This window comes from Sanguibacter sp. 25GB23B1, assembly GCF_040012415.1.
Classification (GTDB): domain Bacteria; phylum Actinomycetota; class Actinomycetes; order Actinomycetales; family Cellulomonadaceae; genus Sanguibacter.
This window is the reverse complement of the sequence record NZ_JBDYKL010000019.1, coordinates 1-20,623: the sequence shown is the minus strand read 5'-3', so window position 1 is coordinate 20,623 and position 20,623 is coordinate 1. Positions and strand designations below refer to the sequence as shown.

Below are 20,623 nucleotides of genomic sequence, written 5' to 3'. Positions count from 1 at the left end.
GGTTCAGCGCGGCGCGTGGTCCTCGAGGAAGGCGTAGACCTCCGAGGTGTCGACGCCCGGGAAGGCTCCCACGGGCATCGCGGCGAGCATGCTCGCGTGGGGCCGTGCGCTCGGCCACACCTGGTCGGACCACCGCTCCGCGAGCGCGCCCGACGGTCGCCGGCAGCACGTCACTTCCGGGCAGCGCGAGACGGCGCGCTCCGGTGTCTCGCGCCCGCGGAACCACTTGACGTGCGCGAACGGGACGCCGACGCTCACGGAGAACTCGCCGTCGTCCGAGCCCTGGACACGTGACGTGCACCAGAACGTCCCCGACGGCGTGTCCGTGTACTGGTAGTAGGGGCTGAGGCGGTCCTCGACGGCGAAGACCGTCCGTGCGGTCCAGTTGCGGCACACGGGCTGCCCCTCGACGGCTCCGAGCGCGTCGGACGGGAAGCGCACGCCGTCGTTCTCGTAGGCCTTGTGGATGATCCCCGACTCGTGGACCTTCATGAAGTGGACGGGGATGCCGAGGTGCGTCGTCGCGAGGTTGGTGAAGCGGTGCGCGGCGGTCTCGTACGAGACGGCGAACGCGTCCCGCAGGTCCTCGACGGAGACCTGGCGTGCGTCCTTCGCCTCCCGCAGCTGCTTGACGGTGTCCCGCTCGGGGAGCAGGAGCGCGGCGGAGAGGTAGTTCGCCTCGACGCGCTGGCGGAGGAACTCGCCGTAGTCGCGCGGTTCCTCGTGCCCGAGGACGTGGCTGGCGAGGGCCTGGAGGAGGGTGGAGCGCGGGTCGCTCGACGCCCGGGCGCCGTTGGGCAGGTAGATCCGGTGGTGCAGGTGGTCGGTGACCGAGCGGGTGGAGTGCGGCAGGTCGTGGACGTAGTGCAGGGAGAAGCCGAGGTGCGCGGCGAGATCGGCGGCGACGCGCTGGGAGAGCGGGCCGTGCGTGTGACCGACCCCGTCGAGGAGGTCGCGCGCCGTGCGCTCGAGGTCCGGGAAGTGGTTGGCCTGCGCGCGCATGGTCGCGCGCAGCTCGGTGTTCGCGCGTCGCGCCTCCTCGGGGGTGGCGGCGCGCTCGTTGTGCAGACGCTCGAGCTCGCGCTGGAGACCGACGATCGTCTCGAGCGCGTCGGTCGGCAGGGACTTGCTCACGCGGACGGACGGGAGGCCGAGCGACGTGAACATCGGTCCGCGCTGAGCGCGCTCGAGGTCCACCTCGAGTCCGGCCCGTCGCGAGGGCGCGGCTGCCGTGAGCAGGTCGTCGAGGGTGGTGCCGAGCGCCTTCGCGACGAGGGCGAGCTGAGAGATCCGCGGCTCGCGCCGCCCGTTCTCGAGCATGGAGACCTGCGACGGGGCGCGGCCTATCGCCGCACCGAGGGCGTCGAGGGTCATGCCGCGCTCGGTGCGCAGGTGCCGGATGCGGCGCCCGATCATGAGGGCGTCGGGCTCGCCGTGCGTGACGGCGTCGTGGTCGATGTCGGTCTGCAGGGCCATGTCTGACTGTGACACAGGACACTTCTTTCGGGCAACAGAAGAACGTCGATTCTTCTCCGCGACAGGTGGTTGTCCGGGGGTTGCGCGTCGAAGAAGGTGGAGAACAACCGCAGCACAGCCGCTGCGGGAGACGCAGATCCACTGCACAGCCTGGAGGACATCGTGACCACGCCGACGATCATCACCCGCCCCGCCACCCGCTCGCAGAAGGCTCCCGTGCGTCCGGGAGACCAGCGCCAGACGGCAGCCGAGCTCGCACAGGAGTGGGCGAGCGACCCCCGCTGGGCGGACGTCACCCGTGACTACACGGCCGAGGACGTCATCGCCCTGCGCGGCGCCGTCCGCGAGGAGCGCACCCTCGCCCGCCGCGGCGCCGAGAAGCTCTGGGACCTCGTCAACACCGACGGATGGGTCGCCGCGCTCGGCGCGATGACCGGCAACCAGGCCGTCCAGCAGGTCCGCGCGGGCCTCAAGGCCATCTACCTCTCCGGGTGGCAGGTCGCTGCCGACGCGAACCTCTCCGGCCAGACGTACCCGGACCAGAGCCTCTACCCCGCCAACTCCGTCCCGGCCGTCGTGCGCCGCATCAACAACGCGCTCCTGCGCGCCGACCAGATCGAGTTCGCCGAGGACGCGAGCGGCGAGCGACGCGACTGGATCGCCCCCATCGTCGCCGACGCCGAGGCCGGCTTCGGCGGAGCGCTCAACGCCTACGAGCTCATGCACTCGATGATCGAGGCCGGCGCGGCCGGCGTGCACTGGGAGGACCAGCTCGCGTCCGAGAAGAAGTGCGGCCATCTCGGCGGGAAGGTCCTCGTCCCCACCGCCCAGCACATCCGGACGCTCAACGCAGCCCGTCTCGCCGCCGACGTCGCCGGGGTCCCCACCCTCGTCATCGCCCGGACCGACGCGCTCGCCGCCGACCTCATCACGTCCGACGTCGACCCCCGCGACCAGGAGTTCCTCACCGGCGAGCGCACCGTCGAGGGCTTCTACCGGACGAAGCCCGGCTACGACACGGTCATCTCCCGCGGTCTCGCGTACGCACCGTACGCCGACCTCATCTGGGTCGAGACCGGCGAGCCCGACCTCGAGCTGGCCCGGGCCTTCGCCGAGCGCATCCACGCGGAGTACCCGAACCAGAAGCTCGCGTACAACTGCTCGCCGTCGTTCAACTGGAAGCAGCACCTCAGCGACGCCGACATCGCCCGCTTCCAGCGCGAGCTCGCGTCCTACGGCTACACGTTCCAGTTCATCACGCTCGCCGGCTTCCACGCCGTGAGCCACTCCATGTTCGAGCTCGCCCGCGGGTACAACGACCGCGGGATGAGCGCCTACGTCGAGCTCCAGGAGGCCGAGTTCGCCTCCGAGACCGACGGCTACACGGCCACGCGCCACCAGCGCGAGGTCGGCACCGGCTACTTCGACCGGGTCGCCACGGCTCTCAACCCGGCGAGCGCCACCCTCGCGCTCGCCGGGTCCACCGAGGCCTCGCAGTTCCACTAGACCTTTTCTCGACCTGACCCGCTGGGAGACACGACCATGACCACCACGACACTTCTCGCCGACCCGCCGTCCGCGCCGACCGGCGACCGTCCGACGGGAGCCCGCACGCACGCTCCCGGCACGATGCTCGTCGCGGGGCCGCTGCGCGAGCGCTACGACGAGATCCTCACCCCGGAGGCGCTCGCCTTCGTCGCCGCGCTGCACGAGCAGTTCATCGCCCCGCGGCACGAGATCCTGCTCGCGCGGCAGGAGAACCGCAAGCGCATCGCGAACGGCTCCGACCCCGACTTCCTCGACTCCACCCGTGCGATCCGCGAGGACCGCACGTGGCGGGTCGCCGGGGCAGGCCCCGGCCTCGAGCAGCGCCGCGTCGAGATCACGGGGCCGACCGACCCCAAGATGGCGATCAACGCCCTGAACTCGGGGGCCGACGTCTGGCTCGCCGACCTGGAGGACGCGACCTCGCCGACGTGGAGCAACGTCATCGGCGGTCAGCTCTCCCTGCTCGACGCGATCCGGGGCCGGCTGGAGTTCACGTCGGACGAGGGGAAGTCCTACCGGATGACCTCGCCGCACCTCGACGACCTGCCGACGATCGTCATGCGGCCCCGCGGATGGCACCTGTGCGAGAAGCACCTGCGCTTCGTCGACCGCGCCGGGGTCACCTCGTCGGCGTCGGCGAGCCTCGTCGACTTCGGTCTGTACTTCTTCCACAACACGAGCACCCTCGTCGCCCGTGGACGAGGTCCGTACTTCTACCTGCCCAAGCTCGAGGGACACCTCGAGGCACGGCTGTGGAACGAGATCTTCGTCTTCGCGCAGGACTACCTCAACCTGCCGCGGGGCACGATCCGGGCGACCGTCCTCATCGAGACCCTGCCCGCGGCGTTCGAGATGGAGGAGATCCTCTACGAGCTGCGCGAGCACTGCGCGGGGCTCAACGCGGGGCGGTGGGACTACCTCTTCTCGGTCATCAAGAACTTCCGCACCCGTGGGCCACGGTTCGTCCTGCCCGACCGCTCGGCGGTCTCGATGACGGTCCCGTTCATGCGGGCGTACACCGAGCTGCTCGTCTCGACGTCCCACCGTCGGGGTGCGCACGCCATCGGCGGCATGTCCGCGTTCATCCCCGACCGCCGCGACCCGGAGGTCAGCGAACGGGCCGAGCGGCAGGTCCGGGGCGACAAGCACCGCGAGGTCACCGACGGCTTCGACGGCACGTGGGTCGCCCACCCCGACCTCATCCCGTTCGCCCGGGAGGAGTTCACCGCGGTCCTCGGCGACCGGCTCCACCAGCTCGACCGCCGGCGCGAGGACGTCGCGGTCACCGCGGCGGACCTCCTCGACGTCTCGTCGGCGTCGCCCGACGGCACGGGTGTCACCGAGGCGGGGCTGCGGGCGAACGTCTCGGTCGGGCTCCGCTACATCGAGTCGTGGCTGCGGGGGGTCGGTGCCGCAGCGATCGACCATCTCATGGAGGACGCCGCCACCGCGGAGATCTCCCGGTCACAGGTCTGGCAGTGGATCTACACGTCCACGCAGACGCAGGACGGCACGCCGATCACGCGCGAACGCGTCGAGGCGATCCTCTCCCAGACCGCTGCCGCGCTACCGCGCTCGCCGGGGAACCGGATCGACGCGGCCGTCGACGTCTTCCGTCAGGTCGCCCTGACCGAGGACTTCCCGACGTTCCTCACGATCGGTGCGTACACGCAGCACCTCGTCGGTTCCGACGTCGACTGAACCGCACGCACGACGACCGAGGGCCACGGGGTGATCCCCGTGGCCCTCGGTCGTGCACGGTGCGTGGTCGTCTGCCCAGTCGGCTCAGCGCTGGACGCGCGCGCTGCCGCCCCCGGCGAGCTTCGCCACCTCGGCGAGGCTGGCGGTCGACGTGTCCCCCGGCGTCGTCATGGCGATGGCACCGTGCGCGGCGCCGTACTCGACCGCGGACCGGATGTCGCCGATCTCCATGAGCCCGTAGGCGAGGCCGGAGGCGAAGGAGTCCCCGCCGCCGACACGGTCGAGGATCTCGAGGTGCGGGCGGTGCGTCGACTCGGCGAAGCCCTCGGTGCGGCTCCAGGCGATGGCGCCCCAGTCGTTGTCGCTCGCGCTGTGCACGCCGCGCATCGTCGTGGCGATGACCTGGAAGTTCTCGTAGGTCGCAGCGGCGGTCTCGATCATGGCGCGGAAGGCGCCGGTGTCGAGGTCGGTGAGGTTCTCGTCGACGCCCTCGACCTCGAAGCCGAGGCTCGCGGTGAAGTCCTCCTCGTTGCCGATCATGACGTCGACGTACTGCGCGAGGCGCTTGTTGACCTCCTGGGCGCGGGCCGAGCCGCCGATGCCCTTCCACAGGGAGGGGCGGAAGTTGAGGTCGTACGAGACGATCGTCCCGTGCTCGCGGGCGGAGCGCATCGCTGCCTCGGCGACGTCCGCGGAGGACTCCGAGAGCGCCGCGAAGATCCCGCCGGTGTGGAGCCAGCGCACGCCCCGACGACCGAAGAGGTCGTCCCAGTCGACGTCACCGGGCTGCATCTGCGAGATCGCGGTGTTGCCACGGTCGGAGACGCCGACGGCACCCCGGACACCGAAGCCGCGCTCGGTGAAGTTCAGGCCGTTGCGCACGGAGCGCCCGATCCCGTCGTAGTCGACCCACTGGATGTAGCTCGTGTCGACGCCGCCGGTGAGGATGAGGTCCTCGACGAGCCGGCCCACCTCGTTGTCGGCGAGCGCGGTGACGACCGCTCCGCGGAGGCCGAAGCACCGGCGCAGGCCGCGGGCGACGTTGTACTCGCCGCCGCCCTCCCACGCGTCGAAGGTGCGCGTGGTCTTGATGCGGCGCTCACCGGGGTCGAGGCGGAGCATGACCTCGCCGAGCGACACGACGTCGAAGTCGCACTCGGCGGCGCTCTTCACAGCGAGGGAACGGGTCTGCTGGGTCTGCTCGGTCGTCTCGGTCATGGTCATGCTCCGATCTGTGCTGCGAGGGCGACGGCCTCGGCCGTGCGACGGGTGATCTCGGCCCAGTCCTCGGCCTCGATGAGGGCGCGGTCGACCATCCAGGAGCCGCCGGCGGCGAGGACCGCGGGGATCGAGAGGTAGTCGCCGACGCTCGCGGCGCTGATGCCGCCGGTGGGGACGAACCGCAGGCCGGGGAACGGGGCGGACATCGCCTTGATGGCCGGCGGGCCGCCGAGTGTCGCGGCGGGGAAGAACTTGACGGTCGTCAGGCCGAGCGCGAGGGCCGTCATGATGTCGGACGGTGTCGCGACGCCCGGGAGGATCGGCAGGCCGGCGGCCTGCGCGCGCTGCACGACCTCGACGCTCAGCCCCGGGGAGACGAGGAACTGCGCGCCGGCGGCGGCGGCGGAGTCCACCTGGTCGGGGCGGACGACGGTGCCGGCTCCTACGACGAGCTCGGGGAGCTCCTTGAGCGCGGTGAGCGCTGCCTGGGCGCCGGCGGTGCGGTACGTGACCTCGATGATGCTCAGCCCACCCTCGAGGAGCGCGCGCCCGAGCGGGACGGCGTGCTCGGGGTTGTCGATGACGACGACGGGCACGATGCGTGCCGCTTCGAGGGCTTCTGTGATCTGCTGCTCTGTGGACATGATCGCCTGTGATCTCTGCTAGAGTTTCGTCATGGTGAACGACGGTTTCTGAATACGAAACCACCATAGCAAACGACCGCGCCGAACGGCCGCGTCGGAGAGGGACGCATGACCACCAGCCCCGAACCCGCACCTCCGAACAGCTCCGGCTCCCCGATGAACAGCGTCGACAAGGCCCTCCTCGCGCTCCAGCACCTGAGCACGGCGGGTCGCGCCGGCCTCCCCCTGAACCAGCTCGCCCAGAGCCTCGGACTCAACAAGACATCGCTCCACCGCACGCTCGCCGCCCTGCGCTACCGCGGCTTCGTCGACCAGGACCCCGAGACCGGGAGCTACGTCCTCGGTGCGGCCGCCTCCGCCCTGTCCTCCGCCTTCTTCGCCGACGAGAACCTCCCCGGGCTGCTCCACAGCGCGGTCGTCGCGCTGAGCACCGAGGCCGACGAGCTCGTCCACCTCGGCGTCCTCTCCGGAGCGGAGGTGCTCTACGTCGACAAGGTCGAGCCCGCCCGGTCGGTCCGGGTGTGGTCCGCGGTCGGGCGCCGCCAGCCCGCCGCGACCACCGCGCTCGGACGGGCGATCCTCTCCCACCGCGAGCTCGACCCCGCCTCGGTCGAGCTCTACGCCGGGACCCGGCTCCCCGCCGAGCGCCTCGCCGGCATCCTCGCGGCAGCACGAGAGCACGGCTACGCGACGGAGAACGAGGAGAACGAAGAGGGCATCAGCTGCCTCGCCGTCCCGCTCCTGCGCGACCGGGTGCCCGTCGCTGCGATGAGCATCACCGCCCCGTCGGACCGCATGACGCTCGCACGCCACCGCGAGCTCGTCACCGCCATCGCACGCACGGTGCCCGACCACCTGCCCGCCGGGATCCGCCTGCCCAGCACCCTGGAGACGCGCTGACGACCGGCCGGGCCGCGTCGCCCACCGAAGCATCCCGATGGCCATAGGCTGTGAGCAGCACCAGACGCCGGGCTCGACCCCGGGACGAGCAAGAGGAAGAGGGACGCAATGACGGTTCTCGTGGCGTACAACGAGTCACCCCAGGGCGAGGCGGCGTTCGCAGCAGCCTCGGAGGAAGCGACCAGACGCCAGACGACCCTGACCGTCCTCGTCCTCACACCCCAGCCCGACGACGCCCCCGTCCCGTCGCACCTCGTCCACCTCCTCCAGACCGTCGCCGGTGCCGACGAGAAGGTCGAGGTGGCCTTCCGCAGCGACCGCATCGACGTCGCCGACGCGATCCTCGACCACGCGGAGAAGGTCGACGCCGAGATCATCGTCATGGGCTCGCGCAAGCGCACGCCGGTCGGCAAGTTCCTCCTCGGCAGCACCACCCAGCGCGTCCTGCTCGACGCCGCCGTCCCCGTCCTCGTCATCCGCGCGACGCGCTAGACCTCCGCGGGCGCGAGCTCCAGGCGGTACCCGCGCTTGACGACCGTCTTGATGAGCGCCCGGTCCCCCATCGCATCCCGCAGCCGCGCGATGGCGACGTCGGCCGCGTGCGGGTCCTGCGACGCTCCCGGCAGGGCCCGGAGCACCTCGGAGCGCGGCACCACGCCGCCGTTCGCGGCGACGAGCACACGCATCACCTCGACCCCGCCCCGACCCAGCGGCATGACCTGCTCGTCGAGGACCACCGTCGTCGCACGGACCTGGAGGTCGCCGGCGACGGTGCGCAGCGCCCTCTCGCCCTGAGCGGTGTAGTGCGCGATCATCACGCGGACGAGCGACCCGAGCCGCCCGCGGTCGGGGACGAGCGGCTCGATGCCGACGTCGAGGAGCGGCTTGGCCGTGATCGGACCGACCGCGACGGCGAGGAGCGACCCAGCCAGCGTCCGGGCGCGGATCGCGTCGAGCGCACCCTCGTCCCGGGCGACCTCGAGCCAGGCTGCCGCACCCGGCGCGGACGTGAAGACGAACGCATCCATGTCACCGTCGGCCGTCCCCCGCACGGACGCCGCGAGCGCCTGCGGGTCGGGCGGCGGCCCCCACCGGTACACGACGAGGCTCTGCACGCGCGCCCCGGCGTCCCGGAACATCTGGTCGAGACCGTCCGAACCAGCACCGTGGTGCTGGATCGCGACGCCGAGGCCGTCGACCCCCTCGTCGAGGAGGTACTCCGCCACCTCCGCGGAGGTCTCCGACTCGGCCACCCAGTCGGTCTGGAGCCCGACCTGCTGGACGGCGCCACGCGCCTTGGGGCCGCGCGCCACGATCCGCGCGCGCGACAGCACCTCGTGCAGCTCGGTGGCGAGACCGACGGCATCGGCCGCGTCCATCCACCCGCGGAAGCCGATGCCGGTCGTCGCGACGACCACGTCGGGAGGGTTCGCGATGACAGCGCGGGTGTCGGCCACGAGCTGGGCGTCGTCGTGGTTGGGCACCATGCTCAGCGCGGGCGCGAAGTGCGGCACGGCACCGCGGCGCGAGAGCGCCGCACCGAGCTCGCCAGAACGACGGTCGGCCGTGATGAGGACCGCACAACCGGCCATGGGCTGGCCTACAGGAGCGTTCATCGGCTCACTTTCGTCGAGGCGGCAGTCGGGACGGCGGGGAGCGACGACGCAGCCCGCAGGCCGCGTCGGTGTGCTCACCGTACGAACGCGAGGTTACGGCGCGACGGGTCGACTGTTTCGCCGCTGCGTCGACTTCCTCACACGGTGGCGCACCTCCGTGTGACAAGTCTGCCGTACCGCAGACGCTCCCGGAGGCCCGCGAGCCACCCCTGTAGCATCGAGCGCGTGAGTACCGTGGCTCTCGGCCTGCCGACCGTCCGGTCGCGGCCGACCGGGCCCTCGAGCCCGCCGAACGACGCTGACCACCGGCTCTCGCCGGGTCAGCGTCCGCACACCGATGCGCTCGTCGACCGCTTCGGACGGGTCGCCCGTGACCTGCGGGTCTCGATCACCGAGAAGTGCTCCCTGCGCTGCACGTACTGCATGCCGGCCGAGGGCCTCCCGACCATCGCGCGCAGCTCCCTCCTCGCACCCGACGAGATCGCCCGCCTCGTGCGCGTGGCCGTCCACCGTCTCGGCATCGAGGAGGTGCGCTTCACCGGAGGCGAGCCCCTCATGCGTCACGACCTCGTCGAGATCCTCCGCCTCGCGCGCGAGGCGGCGCCCGGTGTGCCGTTCTCGATGACGACCAACGCCATCGGGCTCGACAAGCGGGTCGCCAGCCTCGTCGCGGCCGGTCTCACCCGGGTCAACATCTCCCTCGACACCGTCGACCGCCTGCACTTCGCCGAGCTCACCCGCCGGGACCGGCTCCCCGACGTGCTCGCCGGTATCGCCGCCGCGTACGACGCCGGGCTGACGCCCCTGAAGATCAACGCCGTCCTCATGCCCGAGACGCTCGCCGGCGCGGTCGACCTCCTCACCTGGGCTGTCGAGCACGACTGCCGTCTGAGGTTCATCGAGCAGATGCCCCTCGACGCGGACCAGCGCTGGACCCGGGAGTCTCTCGTCTCCGCCGACGATCTCCTGGGGGTCCTCTCGGAGCGTTTCGCGCTCACGCCCGTCGGCCGCGACGACGCGTCCTCGCCGGCGGAGGAGTGGGCCGTCGACGGCGGCCCCGCGACCGTCGGCATCATCGCGTCCGTGACCCGCTCCTTCTGCGGCGACTGCGACCGCACGCGCCTCACCGCCGAGGGCACCCTGCGCTCGTGCCTCTTCTCGTCCGAGGAGACGGACCTGCGCTCGCTGCTGCGCGAGGGGGCGAGCGACGACGACCTCGTACACGCCTGGCAGTCGACCATGTGGGCGAAACCGTTCGCGCACGGCATCGACGCCCCGGAGGGCGAGCACCCCACCGCGGCGCTCGCCGCGACCGAGGCCTTCGCCAGGTCGAACCGGAGCATGGGAGCGATCGGTGGCTGACACCACAGGCCGCGTAGTCACGGTCCGCTACTACGCGGCGGCCGCCGAGGCCGCCGGTCGGCAGGAGGAGGACGTCCGGCTGACCGCCGCCGCGACCGTCGGGGACCTCAAGGCGTACCTCGCCGCGACCTACGGTCCCGCGATGACCCGCGTCCTGGCGTCCGCGTCGTTCCTCGCGGACGCGAGGATCAGCCGGGACGACGCCAGGGCCCTCGGACAGACCGTGGACGTCCTGCCCCCGTTCGCCGGCGGATGACAGGCCGATGACGGGCCGATGACGGGCACGGCTCGTGGCTCGTGCGAGCGACGGTCTAGAGCCCGACCCACTCCGAGACGCCGTCGGTGAAGTGCTGGCGCTTCCAGATGGGCACCTCGGCCTTGATCCGGTCGACGAGCGCGGCGCAGGCGGCGAAGCCCTCGGCGCGGTGACCGCTGGAGACCGCTGCCACGAGAGCCACGTCCCCGATCGTCAGCTCGCCCACGCGGTGCACGGCCGCGACCCGCAGTCCCGTCTCTCGTGCGACGTCCTCGCAGCAGCGCGCGAGGAACGCCTGCGCCTGCGGGTGCGCCTCGTAGTCGAGGCCGGTCACGGCCCGCTCCGAGTCGTTGTCCCGGACGACGCCCCGGAAGGTCACGACCGCGCCGCACTCGGCTGCCTCGACGAAGGCCTCGACGGCAGCGACCGCGGCGGCGTCGAGCGCGTCGCGCGTGATCGACGCGCTAGCCGTCATGGCGCGCGTCTCCCCCGACCTGGTCGAGCACGTGCTCGAGGACGCCGTCGAGCACCTCGAGGCCGTCCCGCACACCGCCCGGCGAGCCCGGGAGGTTGACGACGAGCGTGCTTCCCGCGAGGCCGACGAGAGCGCGGCTCAGACCCGCGGTGCGGGTGACGAGCATCCCGCGACGCCGGATCTCCTCGGCGATCCCCGGCACCTCCCGCGTGAGCAGTGCGCGGGTCGCCTCGGGCGTCTCGTCGGACGGCGAGACCCCGGTACCACCGGTCGTGATGATGACGCGCGGCTCGCCGGCCGCGGCCGCCCGCAGGGCGGCGGCGATCGCCGCGTCCGCCACGACGGACGGGCCCGAGACCTCGAAACCACGCCGGGTCAGCCACTCGGCGATCACCGGTCCTGTCGTGTCCGCACGCTCGCCCCGCGCACCGGCGGTGGAGGAGACGATGACGGTCGCGCGTCCTCGTGAGGGCGCGGGGTCCGACGGTGCCGGACGGTCCAGCGCGCCCGGACCGTCCGGGCGGCTCCAGTCGCCGCTCGTGCCGCCGGTCTTCGTGAGCAGCCGGACGTCGCCGAGGACCGCGGCGGGGTCGACGGCCTTGATCATGTCGTGCAGCGTGAGACCGGCGACCGCGACCGCGGTGAGAGCCTCCATCTCGACGCCGGTGGGTGCCGTCGTCTTCGCCGACGCCTCGATGCGGATCGCCGAGTCCTCGAGCTCGAAGGAGACGCTCACGCCGGAGAGCGGGATCTGGTGGCACAGCGGGATGAGCTCCCACGTGTGCTTGGCTGCCGAGATCCCGGCGATGCGTGCGGTCGAGAGCACGTCGGCCTTCGGCAGGCCTTCCGCTCGGACCTTCGCGACGACGTCGGGCGTCGTGCGCAGGCGGCCCTCCGCGACGGCACGCCGGGCTGTGACGGCCTTGCCGCTCACGTCGACCATCCGCGCCCGACCGTCTGCGTCCACGTGGGACAGCGTGCTCTCGTCGCTCATGACACAACCCTATCCGTCGGCGAGGACGTGCCTGTCGGGGGGGCCACGACGCGCCCGCCCTCGAGCCGGATCGCCCGACCGGCGAGGATCTGGGCGTCCGCAGTGTCGTGCGTGACGACGAGAGTGGTGGTGCCGACCTCGCGCAGGTGGCCGGCGAGCTCGAGCCGGACCTGCGCCCGGACGTCGACGTCGAGTGCGGACAACGGCTCGTCGAGCAGCAGGAGCTGCGGCTCGGTGACGAGAGCACGGGCGAGCGCCACCCGTTGCGCCTGGCCACCGGAGAGCCCTCCGGGACGCCGGTCGGCGAGCTCCGCGATCCCGAGCCGCTCCAGCCACTCCCCCGCCAGCCGACGCGCCTCGACCCGCGACAGGCCCGCAGCCCGCGGCCCGAACGCGACGTTGTCGAGGACGCTGCGATGGCCGAACAGGCGGTAGTCCTGGAAGACCAGGCCGACCCGGCGCCGGGCGGCGGGCACCCACGTGTCGGTGTCCGCGTCGTCGAGCACCCGGTCGCCGAGCACGATCCGTCCCGCGTCGAGGGGGTCGAGGCCCGCGAGCACCCGTAGCAGCGACGACTTGCCGGCGCCGTTCGGGCCGACGACCGCGACGATCTCGCCCGGCTCCAGGTCGATCGTGACGTGGAGGTGGAAGGCGCCCCGGGCCACGTCGACCTCGGCCCGCAGCGCCGAGCCCTCCGGACCTGGCTGGTGCCGTCCACGCTCGCTGGTCGCGCGCCCGTCCGACGTCGTCACCGGACCGCCCCACGGATCCACCGGTCACGGAGCAGCGCCAGGACGAGCACCGCGACCGCGAGGAGCACGAGGCTCAGCGCGACGGCCGCGTCCGGGTCCGACTGGAGTGCCAGGTAGACCGCGAGCGGCATCGTCTGCGTCGAGCCCGGGAAGTTGCCGGCGAACGTGATCGTCGCGCCGAACTCCCCGAGCGCACGAGCCCAGCAGAGCACCGCGCCGGCGAGCAGCGAGGGCGCGAGCGTCGGCAGCGTGACGTGGAGGAAGATGTGCAGCCGAGTGGCTCCCAGGGTCGCGGCCGCCTCGGCGAGCGAGTCGTCGACCGTGGCGAGCGCACCGTCCAGGGCCAGCACGAGGAAGGGCATGGCGACGAACGTCTGGGCGAGCACGACGGCGACCGTGGTGAACGGGATGCTCAGCCCGAACCACAGCTCGAGGTACTGGCCCACCGTGCCGGTCCGGCCGTACGCGAGGAGCAGGGCGACGCCGCCGACCACCGGGGGCAGGACGACGGGGACGGTGACGAGCGTGCGCAGGAGACGGCTGCCCGGGAGGTGTGCGCGCGCGAGCACGAGGGCGAGCGGGACACCGAGGGCGGTCGAGACGAGCGTCGCCGCCGTCGCCGTGCCGAGGGACAGCACGAGCGCGGAGCGCGTCCCGGGATCGGCGAGGATCCCGACGAGCGCACCCCACGGTGCACGCACGACGAGAGCAGCGAGCGGCAGCACGAGGAGGACTGCCCCGAGCGCTGCGGGGATCCACAGGACGACCGGGAACCGACCCTGCACGCGGGCGCGGGCGGCCCGGCGGGTGCCGCGTCCGGTCGACCCGCCCGCGTGGACCCTGCGCGCGGTCGGTGGCGCGTCGGGCGGTCGGTGAGCCCGCGTCATGGCGGACCGAAACCGGCGTCGACGAGGATACGGCTCCCGACGGGGCCGAGGACGAGGTCGACGAGCTCCGACGCCGTCCCGGAGGCACCCGCGAGCGCGACGATCGGGTAGTCGACGGGGACCTGGAGGTCGTCGGGCACCGCGACACCGGCGACGGCGTCGTCTGCGGCGAGGACGTCCGTGGCGTAGACGACCCCCGCGTCGACCTCGCCGAGGCGGACCTTCGTGAGGACGGCGCGGACGTCGGGCTCGAGCGTCACCGGCTCGACCGCGAGACCGGCCTGCTCGAGCATCCGTGCCGCGGCGGTGCCGCACGGGACAGCGACCTGGCAGAGCGCCACGTCGACGTCCGGTCGTGCGAGGTCGGCCACGTCCGTGACGCTTGAGGCGCCGCCCGCGGCAGGTACGGCGATCGCCAGCGCGTTCGTCGCGAAGACCTGGGGGTCCCGCGCGGAGCCGGCCTCGGTGACCGTCTCCATCGTCGCGGTGCTCGCGGACGCGAACACGTCCGCCGGCGCGCCGGCGACGATCTGCTGCGCGAGCTCCGAGCTGCCCGCGAAGCTGAAGCGGACGTCGACACCGGGGTGCGTGTCCTCGAAGGCCTCACCGATGAGCGTGAAGGGCTCTCGCAGCGATGCGGCGGCGAGCACCGTGATCGTCTCGGTCTCGGTGTCCGCCACCGGTGAGCAGGCGGCGAGGAGGACCGCGGCCAGGGCCGAGCAGCCGACGGCCCGCGCGCTACGCCCTCGCACCGGGCACCTCGACGACGACGTCGGTGGCCTTGACGGACGCGACCGCCAGGACCCCGGGCTCGAGCCCGAGCTCGTCCGCCGCCTCCCGGCTGATGAGCGACACCACCCGGTGCGGCCCGGCCTGGATCTCGACCTGAGCCATGACCGTGTCACGGACGACACGGGTGACGAGCCCGGTGAAGGAGTTGCGCGCAGACCGGGAGGCGCTGCTGCTCCCACCCGCAGGCGCGACGACGGTGCGTGCGACCTCCTGGGCGAGCCGCGCGAGGTCCGCCCCGGCGACGACGGTGCGGCCGTCCACCTTGGCCGCCTCGACGCGGCCGGCGTCGATCCACCGGCGCATCGTGTCGTCGCTCACGCCGAGGAGCTCGGCGGCCTCACGGACCCGGTACGTCTGCACTGTCATGCGAGGAGCGTACGCGCGCACGCACGTGCGGACCAGCACGTCATCGTGCGCCGTGCGCGCGGTGCGCACAACCCTTGGGGCCCGCACCTGCGGAACGGTGAGGCGATCGCGTCAGTGCGCGGCTCCCTCTCGCGCGACGGCACGCAGCAGCCCCATGTCCGCATCTCGGAACACGGCGTCGGCGTCGGCGAACGTCGTGAGGCTCTCCACGACCCTGACCCGCGCCCGGCCCTCGACGAGCGACTGCAGCACGTCCGGGTCCGCGATCCCGCACCCCGGTGCGCCGTCGACGAGGACGGCCAGCTCGTCAGGAGCACGCATCGTCGCGCTGTCCCCCGGCCCGAGGAGCTCGCGCACGGCCTCGACGACCGCTGCCGCACGCTCCTCGAGGCCACCCCGGGCGGCGACCGCCGCGTCGACGCCGGACGCAGCGTCGACCTCGGGAGGAAGGACTCGCAGGAGCACGAGCGAGGAGTCGTAGGCCTCGAGGCGCCCGGCACGCTCGACCGCACCGGCCAGCCGGTCCATGAAGACCTCCCGCTGGACGAGACCCGGCCGTGCGTCACGCACGGCGAAACGGCGCATGGCCTGCTCCTCTCGCCGGGTCTCCGAGAGGTCCGTCATCGCGCCGACGATCCGCGCCGGGCACCCAGCCTGGTTGAGGACGGTCACCCCGCGGCACAGCACCCAGCGGTACGCACCGCTCGCGGTGAGGATGCGCTGCTCGAGCGCGAGGGGCTCCTCGACACCGGCGAGCTGTGCCGCGATGGCCATCGACAGCTCGTCGCGGTCGTCGGGATGAACCCTGTCCGTCCACTCCTCGAGGGACGTGCCGATCTCGTGCTCGGCATAGCCCAGGACGCTCTTCCACAGCGGTGAGTAGTACACCGAGCCGGACAGCACGTCCCAGTCCCACATGCCGTCGTAGAGCGCCGCAGAGGCGAGCGCGTAGCGCTCCTCGCTCGCCTGGACGGCCGTGGCCAGCTCCCGCTCGCGCGCCGCAGAGACCTGCAGCGCGGTGCGCTGCTCGCGCAACGACGTGAGCATCTTCTCCTGGTCGAGAGCGATGGCCAGCATCGCGGCCCAGTGGTTGTACTTGTCGCGCGCGCTCGTCGACCTGGTGTCCACCGGGCCTCCGATGGTGAGGTAGCCCCAGTCGCTCGCGGCGAACGTCACGGGGATGAGGAACGTCAGCTCCGGGCGGACCGCACCCGCGGACCGCGTGAGCGCCGGTGGTGGGAAGTCTCGCGCGGGCAGGCGCATCCCGACGAGCCTGCTGCCCGTCGAGCCGACGTCCCGGGTCCCGACGATCTCGAGCTCCCGCTCCCCGTCCGCCGTCCGGCGGCCCGTCCACAGGGCGAGGGACGCCGGCCCGCGGTGCGCGTTCGGCAACCAGCTGAGGGTGCGCGGGCTCGCGCCGTCGGGTCGCATGAGTGCGAGGTCGACCTCGTACTGGTTGACGAGCGTCCGCTCGAGGTGGCCGGACCGCGCGAGCAGCCCGCGCGAGCACCCCTTCGTCAGCGCGACCGTCACGCCTGCGGCGGCGCTGCGCAAGGCTGCGGCGTGCGAGGGCGAACCGGACGGCAGGTCGAGCGCCGCCTCGGACTCGAGAGCACGGACGGCGACGAGGATCTGCTCGAGCGCCTCCGGGTGGGGGTGGAGCGCGGTGGTCATGTCCGCGAGCCGGTTGAGCGCGGCACCCGCCGGGGCCACCGCGCGCTGCGCAGCGACGACCATGACCTCGACCACACCGCGTACCCACGCGGCGGTGTCCGGCTGCGGGCCCTCTCCCCCGCGCGCGCCGAAGAAGACCGCGCGGGCCAGCTCGCCGAGCTGCGCCGCTGCCGATCCTCCGCCGCGGTGGGACACCCCGTCGACGAGCAGGCCCGCGCGCGTCGAGTCGATGCACCCGCACGACTCCCGCGTCACGAGCGTCGTCTCCGAGAGGTGTGCACCCGGTCCGACGTCGTCGGACTCGAGCCGCGCGAGGAGCAGCCCGGCGGCGAGCTCCCCGACCCGGTCGTGGTGGGGGTCGATGCTCGAGAGCCGAGGTCGTGACCTCGCGCCGCCCTCGGCGTGGTCGAAGCCGATGACCGCGTGGTCGGTCGGGAGGGCGAGACCCTCTGCCCGCAGGACCGCCATGAAGCCGAGGGCGTTGCGGTCCGTCGCGGCGACGGTCGCCGTGGTCGGCACACCGCGGGCGAGCAGGTCCGCAGCGGCCGCGGCACCGCTCGCCTCCTGGTTGTCCGCCGTCGTGAGGACCCACTCGTCCTGGGGCTCGATCCCGTTCGCCGCGAGCGTGCTGCGGTACGCCTCGTACCGTTCACGGATGTCGAGCTGCTGGGGGTTGCCGAGGAACCCGATCCGCGTGTGCCCGTGGTCGAGCAGGTGCTCCACGGCGGCGCGGACACCACCTCGGTTGTCAGGCGTGACGATCGGCGCACGGAGCCCGGCCTCCTGCTCGCTGACGACCACGAGCGGCTTGCCCGAGCGGTCGAGCGCACGCAACGTGTCGCGGTCGACGGCGGACGTGATGACGATGACGCCATCGACGGCGTCCAGCCCCACGCACGTGTCGTAGTCCGACTGCTCGGGGAACTTCTCCCGGTCGAGGTCGGCCGCGTACGTCTGGATCGCGACGACCTGGTGCCCTCCTGCCCGCACCGCCCGGCCGATGCCCGAGAGCAGCTTGCCGAAGTAGAAGCCGCCCACCACCGGAGACAGCACACCCACCATGAACGGTCCGTGGCTCGACCCGCGCCCCCCGCCGGTCGTCACTGCGCGCTCATCCTGTGCACGCTCTCGTGAGACGTCGCTCCATCGCGAATGACCCTGCCCCCTCCGGCGGAAAGACGCCGCCCCGCGCACGCGCCCCGTCGAGCGTGCTTTGATCTCGTGATGAGCGAGACTTCTCCCGAATTTACGCATTCGCCCAGCAAACGTCCAACTATCGCTGATGTCGCACGTGCGGCCGGTGTCTCGATCGCGGTCGTGTCGTACGCGCTCAACGGCCGTCCTGGGGTCTCGGCGGCGACGCGCGACCGGGTGCTGCGCATCGCCGACGAGCACGGCTGGCGGCCCAACGCCGCCGCGCGCTCGCTCCGCACGAGCGCCCGGGCGGTCGGCCTGGCGCTCGTGCGAGGAGACACTGCGACGACGCACCCGGCGTCGTTCATGGCCCTGCTCGGCGGGATCCAGGAGAGGCTCGCCAGCCACGGGCTCGCCCTCGTGCTCCAGGCGGTCGACGACCACGAGAGCGCGGCGAGGCTCTACCGCTCGTGGTGGGCGGAGCGCCGGTTCGACGCCCTCCTCGTGACGGACGTCCGCGTGAACGACCCGCGCGTCGAGGTGCTGCGCTCGGCGCGGATACCCGGGCTCGTCGTCGGCCACCCCGCTGCTGCGCGGGGGCTCGCGTCCGTGCACGTCGACGAGGAGGAGGCCTATGCGCGGGTCGGGCGGTTCCTCGCCGGGCTGGGGCACCGCCGGGTGGGTCTCGTCACCGGTCCGGCGGACCTCGACATGTCGATCCGCCGGACCTCTGCGCTGCGCGCGGCGCTCGAGCAGGAGGGAGCCGCGACGATCGTCGCGACGACGGGCGCGACCCACGAGGAGGGCGCGGCCGCGACGCGCCAGCTCCTCGTCGGCGCGGACCCCGTGTCGGCGATCATGTTCGACACGGATCTCAGCGCGGTGACGGCGCTCGACGTGGCCCGCCGCCTGCGCCGCGAGGTGCCGTGGGACCTCTCGGTCGTCGCCGGCTCGGACTCTGCGTCCTGCCGGCTCGCGACGCCGTCGGTGACGACGCTCCCGCACCCGCTCGGCGACCTCGGCGAGGCCGCTGCCCAGGGGCTGCTCGACATGCTCGGTGGTGAGCGGGGCATCGAACGTGTGGTCACGGTCGGCCCGCTCACGGTCCGGGGGACGACTGCACCCTGCGGGCGGTGATGTCACGATCCGGTAACGCCGCCGAGCCTAAACGTTTCACTCCATACCACCGACATGTGGCCCGTGTCACGTTGATCGGGCCGTGGCGCCTCTGCCGCGACCCGACCTCCGGCCACGTCCGGGGCTCTCGGTCCTGTTCGACCATCCGGAGGAACCGTGTCTCAAGTCCCGAATCGGCTACGCAAAGGCGCGTCAGCCGTCGCTGTGGGAGCGCTCCTATCGGCGCCGATGATCCTCGGCACGACGACGGCGGTTGCCGCCGAAGCCCACGTCGACAACCCGTACGCCGGCGCCACCCAGTACGTCAACGCGGAGTGGACCGCGAAGGTCGTCGCCGAGGCCGCCGCCGTGAGCGCCACCAACCCCACGCTCGCGCAGCAGATGCTCTCGATCAAGGACGCACCCACGGGCGTCTGGATGGACCGGATCGGAGCGATCGGCGGCAACGTCGACGGCCCCGGCCTCAAGCACCACCTCGACGCCGCGGTCGCCCAGAAGCAGGGCAGCACGCCGATCGTCCTCAACGTCGTCATCTACGACCTCCCCGGACGCGACTGCTACGCCCTCGCCTCCAACGGCGAGCTCCCCGCGACGGACGCAGGCCTCGCCCGCTACAAGACCGAGTACATCGACCCGATCGCGGACCTCCTGGACAACCCGGAGTACGCAGGGATCCGCATCGCGGCGACCGTCGAGCCGGACTCGCTGCCGAACCTCACGACGAACATGAGCGACCCGAAGTGCCAGCAGTCGGCGCCCTACTACAAGGCCGGCGTGACCTACGCGCTCGACAAGCTCCACGCCATCCCCAACGTCTACACCTACGTCGACGCCGCCCACTCCGGATGGCTCGGCTGGGAGAACAACGCGACCGGCGCCGTCCAGACCTTCGTCGAGGTCGCCCAGGCGACCCAGGCAGGATTCGCCTCGATCGACGGCTTCATCACGAACACCGCGAACTCCACACCGCTCGTCGAGCCGTTCCTCACCGACTCCTCCGCGAGCGTCGGCGGCGTCCCCGTCCGCTCCGCGAAGTACTACGAGTGGAATGTCAGCTTCGACGAGGTCGACTGGACGGCCGACCTCCACCGGCGCCTCGTCGCCGCAGGCTTCCCGTCGAGCACCGGCATGCTCATCGACACGTCACGCAACGGCTGGGGCGGTTCCGCACGCCCGACCGCAGCAAGCACCTCGACCGACCTCAACACGTACGTGAACGAGTCACGGGTCGACCGACGCGTCCACCGCGGCGCCTGGTGCAACCCGGCCGGCGCAGGCATCGGCGAACGGCCCGTCGCCTCACCGTCCGGTTACACGGCGTCCCACCTCGACGCGTTCGTGTGGATCAAGCCCCCGGGCGAGTCCGACGGATCCTCCTCGGAGATCCCGAACGACGAGGGCAAGGGCTTCGACCGCATGTGCGACCCGACCTTCGTGTCGCCCAAGCTCGACAACCAGCTCACCGGAGCACTCGGCGGAGCACCTGTCTCCGGCAAGTGGTTCTCGGCACAGTTCCAGCAGCTCGTCGCCAACGCGTACCCGGTCATCCCGGCCGACGGCACCGTCGACCCGACGGATCCCACGGACCCGCCGACCGACCCGACGGATCCCACGGACCCGACGGATCCGCCTGCTGACACGACGCCTCCGACGACCCCGACGGGCCTGACCGCCGGGACGAGCACCAC

19 protein-coding genes are annotated in these 20,623 nt (G+C 72.3%); 8 read left to right on the top strand and 11 right to left on the bottom strand.

The window, feature by feature from the left end:
* Positions 1–3: 3 nt before the first annotated feature.
* Entirely contained in the window at positions 4–1,476 is a 1,473-nt protein-coding gene (locus ABKW26_RS11660; protein ID WP_348593948.1) for a helix-turn-helix domain-containing protein, read from the bottom strand.
* Positions 1,477–1,656: 180 nt separating this feature from the next.
* Here ABKW26_RS11660 and aceA point away from each other — a divergent pair, with 180 nt between their 5' ends.
* Both aceA and aceB read left to right on the top strand, forming a co-directional pair.
* Complete coding sequence (gene aceA / locus ABKW26_RS11655) at positions 1,657–2,982, top strand: isocitrate lyase (protein ID WP_348593947.1); 1,326 nt, start codon at positions 1,657–1,659, stop codon at positions 2,980–2,982.
* Positions 2,983–3,105: 123 nt separating this feature from the next.
* On the top strand, positions 3,106–4,725 hold the full coding sequence (gene aceB, locus ABKW26_RS11650; protein WP_348593945.1) for a malate synthase A: 1,620 nt from the start codon (positions 3,106–3,108) through the stop codon (positions 4,723–4,725).
* Positions 4,726–4,809: 84 nt separating this feature from the next.
* Here aceB and ABKW26_RS11645 read toward each other — a convergent pair whose 3' ends face one another.
* Together ABKW26_RS11645 and eda are read right to left on the bottom strand one after the other, a co-directional pair.
* Positions 4,810–5,943: a sugar kinase gene (locus tag ABKW26_RS11645; RefSeq protein WP_348593861.1), complete on the bottom strand. Its 1,134-nt coding sequence runs from the start codon at positions 5,941–5,943 to the stop codon at positions 4,810–4,812.
* Positions 5,944–5,945: 2 nt separating this feature from the next.
* Positions 5,946–6,590, bottom strand: coding sequence for a bifunctional 4-hydroxy-2-oxoglutarate aldolase/2-dehydro-3-deoxy-phosphogluconate aldolase (eda, locus tag ABKW26_RS11640; protein ID WP_348593859.1), 645 nt, complete (start codon positions 6,588–6,590; stop codon positions 5,946–5,948).
* A 108-nt stretch (positions 6,591–6,698) separates the two neighbouring features.
* Here eda and ABKW26_RS11635 point away from each other — a divergent pair, with 108 nt between their 5' ends.
* Positions 6,699–7,490: an IclR family transcriptional regulator gene (locus ABKW26_RS11635; protein WP_348593857.1), complete on the top strand. Its 792-nt coding sequence runs from the start codon at positions 6,699–6,701 to the stop codon at positions 7,488–7,490.
* Positions 7,491–7,598: 108 nt separating this feature from the next.
* A complete protein-coding gene (locus ABKW26_RS11630; protein WP_348593856.1) occupies positions 7,599–7,982 on the top strand; it encodes a universal stress protein in 384 nt (127 codons plus the stop codon).
* Here the strand turns inward: ABKW26_RS11630 and ABKW26_RS11625 are convergent.
* Complete coding sequence (locus tag ABKW26_RS11625; RefSeq protein ID WP_348593855.1) at positions 7,979–9,106, bottom strand: uroporphyrinogen-III synthase; 1,128 nt, start codon at positions 9,104–9,106, stop codon at positions 7,979–7,981. The genes ABKW26_RS11630 and ABKW26_RS11625 overlap by 4 nt on opposite strands.
* A 225-nt stretch (positions 9,107–9,331) precedes the next feature.
* On the opposite strand from ABKW26_RS11625, the gene moaA reads away from it, so the two are divergent.
* A complete protein-coding gene (gene moaA / locus ABKW26_RS11620) occupies positions 9,332–10,468 on the top strand; it encodes a GTP 3',8-cyclase MoaA (RefSeq protein ID WP_348593853.1) in 1,137 nt (378 codons plus the stop codon).
* Positions 10,461–10,724 (top strand): MoaD/ThiS family protein, encoded by a 264-nt coding sequence (locus ABKW26_RS11615; RefSeq protein WP_348593851.1) that lies wholly within the window; start codon positions 10,461–10,463, stop codon positions 10,722–10,724. The genes moaA and ABKW26_RS11615 overlap by 8 nt, the downstream gene beginning before the upstream one ends.
* 55 nt (positions 10,725–10,779) lie before the next feature.
* On the opposite strand, the gene ABKW26_RS11610 is transcribed toward ABKW26_RS11615, so the two are convergent.
* The 7 genes from ABKW26_RS11610 to ABKW26_RS11580 all read right to left on the bottom strand — a co-directional run bounded on the left by ABKW26_RS11610 (position 10,780) and on the right by ABKW26_RS11580 (position 17,768).
* Positions 10,780–11,199, bottom strand: a complete 420-nt coding sequence (locus tag ABKW26_RS11610) for a molybdenum cofactor biosynthesis protein MoaE (protein ID WP_348593849.1) — start codon at positions 11,197–11,199, stop codon at positions 10,780–10,782.
* Positions 11,189–12,193, bottom strand: a complete 1,005-nt coding sequence (gene moaCB / locus ABKW26_RS11605; RefSeq protein ID WP_348593847.1) for a bifunctional molybdenum cofactor biosynthesis protein MoaC/MoaB — start codon at positions 12,191–12,193, stop codon at positions 11,189–11,191. Before moaCB ends, ABKW26_RS11610 begins: the two co-directional genes overlap by 11 nt.
* The gene (locus ABKW26_RS11600; protein WP_348593846.1) at positions 12,190–12,945 is read right to left on the bottom strand and encodes an ATP-binding cassette domain-containing protein; all 756 of its coding nucleotides are present in this window, start codon (positions 12,943–12,945) and stop codon (positions 12,190–12,192) included. The genes moaCB and ABKW26_RS11600 overlap by 4 nt, the downstream gene beginning before the upstream one ends.
* Positions 12,942–13,832 carry an ABC transporter permease gene (locus ABKW26_RS11595; RefSeq protein WP_348593844.1) on the bottom strand — a complete coding sequence of 297 codons (891 nt, stop codon included), beginning with the start codon at positions 13,830–13,832 and terminating at the stop codon, positions 12,942–12,944. The genes ABKW26_RS11600 and ABKW26_RS11595 overlap by 4 nt, the downstream gene beginning before the upstream one ends.
* Complete coding sequence (gene modA / locus ABKW26_RS11590; protein ID WP_348593842.1) at positions 13,829–14,584, bottom strand: molybdate ABC transporter substrate-binding protein; 756 nt, start codon at positions 14,582–14,584, stop codon at positions 13,829–13,831. Before modA ends, ABKW26_RS11595 begins: the two co-directional genes overlap by 4 nt.
* Complete coding sequence (locus tag ABKW26_RS11585; protein WP_348593943.1) at positions 14,571–14,984, bottom strand: TOBE domain-containing protein; 414 nt, start codon at positions 14,982–14,984, stop codon at positions 14,571–14,573. Before ABKW26_RS11585 ends, modA begins: the two co-directional genes overlap by 14 nt.
* Before the next feature lie 117 nt (positions 14,985–15,101).
* The gene (locus tag ABKW26_RS11580) at positions 15,102–17,768 is read right to left on the bottom strand and encodes a substrate-binding domain-containing protein (RefSeq protein WP_348593840.1); all 2,667 of its coding nucleotides are present in this window, start codon (positions 17,766–17,768) and stop codon (positions 15,102–15,104) included.
* A 120-nt stretch (positions 17,769–17,888) separates the two neighbouring features.
* On the opposite strand from ABKW26_RS11580, the gene ABKW26_RS11575 reads away from it, so the two are divergent.
* Together ABKW26_RS11575 and ABKW26_RS11570 are read left to right on the top strand one after the other, a co-directional pair.
* On the top strand, positions 17,889–18,935 hold the full coding sequence (locus ABKW26_RS11575; protein ID WP_348593838.1) for a LacI family DNA-binding transcriptional regulator: 1,047 nt from the start codon (positions 17,889–17,891) through the stop codon (positions 18,933–18,935).
* A gap of 228 nt (positions 18,936–19,163) precedes the next feature.
* Positions 19,164–20,623: glycoside hydrolase family 6 protein (locus tag ABKW26_RS11570; RefSeq protein WP_348593836.1), on the top strand; the 1,460-nt coding region annotated here is incomplete at its 3' end.

Coding starts and splice junctions, on each gene's coding strand:
- ABKW26_RS11660 (WP_348593948.1), bottom strand. CDS start 1,476: ATGGCCCTGCAGACCGACATCGACCACGACGCCGTCACGCACGGCGAG.
- aceB (WP_348593945.1), top strand. CDS start 3,106: ATGCTCGTCGCGGGGCCGCTGCGCGAGCGCTACGACGAGATCCTCACC.
- ABKW26_RS11645 (WP_348593861.1), bottom strand. CDS start 5,943: ATGACCGAGACGACCGAGCAGACCCAGCAGACCCGTTCCCTCGCTGTG.
- eda (WP_348593859.1), bottom strand. CDS start 6,590: ATGTCCACAGAGCAGCAGATCACAGAAGCCCTCGAAGCGGCACGCATC.
- ABKW26_RS11635 (WP_348593857.1), top strand. CDS start 6,699: ATGACCACCAGCCCCGAACCCGCACCTCCGAACAGCTCCGGCTCCCCG.
- ABKW26_RS11630 (WP_348593856.1), top strand. CDS start 7,599: ATGACGGTTCTCGTGGCGTACAACGAGTCACCCCAGGGCGAGGCGGCG.
- ABKW26_RS11625 (WP_348593855.1), bottom strand. CDS start 9,106: ATGAACGCTCCTGTAGGCCAGCCCATGGCCGGTTGTGCGGTCCTCATC.
- ABKW26_RS11610 (WP_348593849.1), bottom strand. CDS start 11,199: ATGACGGCTAGCGCGTCGATCACGCGCGACGCGCTCGACGCCGCCGCG.
- moaCB (WP_348593847.1), bottom strand. CDS start 12,193: ATGAGCGACGAGAGCACGCTGTCCCACGTGGACGCAGACGGTCGGGCG.
- ABKW26_RS11595 (WP_348593844.1), bottom strand. CDS start 13,832: ATGACGCGGGCTCACCGACCGCCCGACGCGCCACCGACCGCGCGCAGG.
- ABKW26_RS11575 (WP_348593838.1), top strand. CDS start 17,889: ATGAGCGAGACTTCTCCCGAATTTACGCATTCGCCCAGCAAACGTCCA.